This is a genomic window from Halorubrum sp. Hd13 (assembly GCF_002252755.1).
In the GTDB taxonomy this organism is placed as follows: Archaea; Halobacteriota; Halobacteria; order Halobacteriales; family Haloferacaceae; genus Halorubrum.
Map to the genome: position 1 here is coordinate 1 of NZ_NHOY01000091.1, position 3690 is coordinate 3690.

3 protein-coding genes are annotated in these 3690 nt (G+C 72.3%); 1 reads left to right on the forward strand and 2 read right to left on the reverse strand.

Annotation, left to right across the window (positions count from 1 at the left end; genetic code table 11):
* Positions 1-173 precede the first annotated feature (173 nt).
* Entirely contained in the window at positions 174-2183 is a 2010-nt protein-coding gene (locus DJ81_RS11790) for a helix-hairpin-helix domain-containing protein (RefSeq protein ID WP_094527278.1), read from the forward strand.
* Between the two features lie 17 nt (positions 2184-2200).
* Here the strand turns inward: DJ81_RS11790 and DJ81_RS11795 are convergent, their stop codons facing one another.
* Both DJ81_RS11795 and DJ81_RS11800 read right to left on the reverse strand, forming a co-directional pair.
* Positions 2201-2581: a RidA family protein gene (locus DJ81_RS11795; RefSeq protein WP_094522808.1), complete on the reverse strand. Its 381-nt coding sequence runs from the start codon at positions 2579-2581 to the stop codon at positions 2201-2203.
* 117 nt (positions 2582-2698) lie between these two features.
* Positions 2699-3571, reverse strand: coding sequence for a hypothetical protein (locus tag DJ81_RS11800; RefSeq protein ID WP_094589855.1), 873 nt, complete (start codon positions 3569-3571; stop codon positions 2699-2701).
* Between the last annotated feature and the right edge of the window lie 119 nt (positions 3572-3690).

The following is a 3690-nucleotide window of genomic DNA, read 5'->3' on the forward strand; positions in this document are numbered from 1 at the left end:
CCATCACACCCTCGCCGCCGTCTCCGGGTCGAGCGCGTCCCCGTCGGCGGCGAGGGTGTGATGGCTCATGGCCCCGCGTTCGCGGGCGGCGGGAAAAAGCGCGTCGGCCGCGGCGCGGAGACGGGATCGCGACCCCCCATCCTTTTGCGCGTCGCCGCGATAGCGGCGAGTAGATGGATCTGGAGGCGATCCCCGGCGTCGGGGCGAAGACGGCGGACGCGCTGCGCGACCTCGACGATCCCGCCGGGACCGTCGAGTCGGGAGACGTCGCCGCGATCGCCCGCGCGCCCGGCGTCAACGAGGCCCGCGCGGCCCGGATCGCCCGCGGCGCGATCCGCCGGCGACACGGCGACGACGGCCGCGTGCTGGCGACCGACCGCGCCCGCGAGGTGTACCGAGAGGCGATCGACCTGCTGCGCGAGCGCACCGTCACCGACTACGCCGCCAAGCGGCTGGAGACCTTTTATCCGAGCGCATCCGCCTCGCGGATCGAGGAGGCGCAGTCGTTCGTCGAGGCGGCGATCGAGCGCGATCCCGTCCCCGCGGTCCGCGAGGCGCTCGCCGGCGTCGAGCCCCTCGCCGACCCGCCGACGGTCCGGGTGCGAGACCGCTGTCTCGCGACCGCCGACGCCGAGACGCTCGCCCGCGCGGAGTCCGCCGCCCCGGAGCTGTCGGTCGAGACCGTCGAGAACGCCCGCGACGTCTCCGAGCTCGCCCGGTCGTACGCGACCGTGATCGTCCTCGACGAGGAGTTCGCGGGGCTCGACGTCGAGGGCGACGTCCACGTTCGCCCGAACGCGCTCGATGAGCCCGCCGAGACCGTGCCTGAGCGCCTGCTCTCCTTCTTCGCCGCGAACCGCGAGCGGCTGGAGGCGGCCGCGGCGGTCCACGAGGCGGCCGCGACCGCGGGCGACCCCGTCTCTGACGGCGATCCCGCCGCGGACCCAGACCGTCTCCGCGACGCCCTCGCCCGGCTCGACGACGACGGAACCGTCGTGGGCGACGAGGAGCTGACCCGACTGACAGCCGCCGTCGACGACCTCGACGCCGCGGTGTCGACCGCGGAGTCGGTCGCCGACGACCGCCTCCGAGAGGCGATCCGCGAGCGAGACGTGACGATCGAGGGGACCGACTTCCTCTCCTTAGTCGAGCAGGGCGCCCGCGTCGACTCCCTGCTTGACCGCGAGCTCGCCGACGAGTACGACGAGGCGATGGCCCGCGCCCGCGAGCACCTCGCCGACGCGCTCCGTCTGGCGCCCGAGGAGGCGGAGCTCGCAGACCGCGTCTTCGGCGGCGACCCCTCGTTTCCGGTCGACCACGACGAAACGGCCGTCTCCCGGCTCAAGAACGAATTGACCGCCGCGCGCGACCGGCGCGCGGCCCGGCTGAAGGCCGAGCTGGCGAGCGACCTCGGCGAGCTCCGCGAGCCCGTCGAGGACCTCGTCCGGGACGCCCTCGAACTCGACGTGGAGCTCGCGATCGCGCGGTTCGCCGCCGACTTCGACTGCGTCCTGCCCGAGGTGGTCGGTCCCGAGTCGTCCGACTCGGGCTTCCGGATCGAGGGCGGTCGCTCCCCCCTCCTCGACGTCGACTTCGCCGACGCCGAGCCGGTCGACTACGCGGTGTCTGGCGCGACGCTGCTCTCTGGCGTCAACTCCGGCGGGAAGACGTCCACGCTGGACCTCGTGGCCCTCGTCGTCGTGCTCGCCCAGATGGGGATGCCCGTCCCCGCCGCGTCGGTGAGGGTCGAGCGCTTCGAGGAGATCCACTACTACGCGAAGTCGCAGGGCACCCTCGACGCGGGCGCGTTCGAGGCGACTCTCCGCGACTTCGGCGACCTCGTCGAGGGCGCCGACGGCCGGCTCGTCCTCGTCGACGAACTGGAGTCGATCACCGAACCCGGCGCCTCCGCGAAGATCATCGCGGGCATCCTGGAGGCGCTCGACGGGCAGAACGCGACCGCCGTCTTCGTCTCCCACCTCGCCCGCGAGATCCGCGACGCGGCCGACTTCGACGTCGCCGTCGACGGGATCGAGGCCGAGGGGCTCGTCGACGGCGAACTGCGGGTGAACCGCTCCCCGCGGAAAGGACACCTCGCGCGGTCGACCCCGGAGCTCATCGTCGAGAAGCTCGCCGGCGACCGCGACACCGAGTTCTACGGGGACTTACTGGAGAAGTTCTGACCAGGGAGCGGTCGTCCTCAGTCGTCGCCCAGCTCCGCCGTGACCGTGATCTCGACGTCGAGCGGCGCGGGGAGCCGGGACACCTCGACGCAGGTCCGCGCCGGGTACGGCTCCGAGAGGAACGACCGGTACGCCTCGTTCACCGCGTCGTAGTCGTCCATGTCGGTGAGGTAGGCGGTCGCCGACACGATGCGGTCCGGCGTCGTCCCGGCCGCCTCCAGTATCGCGGCGACGTTTTCGAGCGTCTGCGTCGTCTGTTCGGCGACCGATTCGGGCGCCTCGCCCGTGTCGGGGTCCACGCCCGTCTTCCCCGAGACGTGGACCGTGTCGCCGGAGACGATCCCCTGCGAGTACGGGCCGAGGGCCTCCGGCACGTCGTCTGTCGTTATCTCTCGCATCGGTCGGAGCGACGGCGTGCCGAGGTATCAAGATGCGGGTCGCTCACAGGTCGGGTCGCCCGATGACCGGTATCGCCGGCGCCGGCCGACGACCCGCGACCGACTCGGCGGGACCGTTCAGAGCCAGACGAGGCGCCACTCGTCGCCGGCGGTCGCGACGAGCCACTCCAACTCGGTGCCGTTCGCGCTCCGGTCGCCGTCGAGGGTCACCGCAACGACGGCGTTCTCCGCGGCGATCGCCTCGACGGCCTCGTCGTCCACCCAGGCGTTGAAGAAGTCGGAGACGCCCCTGATTCGCTCGGCGCCGACGTCCCTCGAGACGACCTCGGCGTCGGCGAGGTCCTGTCGCCGAGCCCCGTCGAAGAAGCCCGGAACGTCCGCCGCCACGTCGGACAGCGGTGAGACGGGGTGGGAGAGCTCGTCGACGTCGTCCGCGAACGCCTCGGCGCTCTCGGCCGCCTCGGCCCGACGGTAGAACTCCCTGACGACCGCCGCCGGCCCCTCGGGTTCGCCGGGCCACACGAGCAGCCACTCGTCGTCGTCGGTCGCGACCAGCCACCGGAGCTCGAACTCGCCGCCGTCGACCCCGTCGTCCGCGACGATCGCCGAGACGACGGCGTTCTCCGCCGCGATCGATTTGACCTCCGTATCGTCGAGCGACGCCGCGAGGAAGTCGGAGATCGACCGGATCCGGTCGGCCGAGACGTCCTCCGCGACGACCGCCGCGTCCGCGAGCTCCTGGCGGAGAGTGGCGTCGAACGCCATCGGCACGTCCTCGGCGAGACGCGAGAGCGGAGACGCGCCGTGCGCGAGGTCGCGGACGTCGTCCGCGAAGGCCTCGGTGTCTCCGGCCGCGCTCGCCCGCCGGTAGTACTCCTCGACGACCGTCGTGGGGCCGTCGGCGTCGACGCCGCCGGCGATGGAGGTGCGTCCGGCCGCGAGCGCGAGGACCGCTACGCCGCCCGCAAAGAGGAACGAACGTCGTTCCATACCGGGACACCACGGATAGTTGAAACAAAACGATTTTCCCAATTTCGCCCGGAATCTCACCGCAGAGACGCCCGCGCGCCCTTCGGCGCTCCGACGCTCAGTCGTCGTCCGCGGCCGCG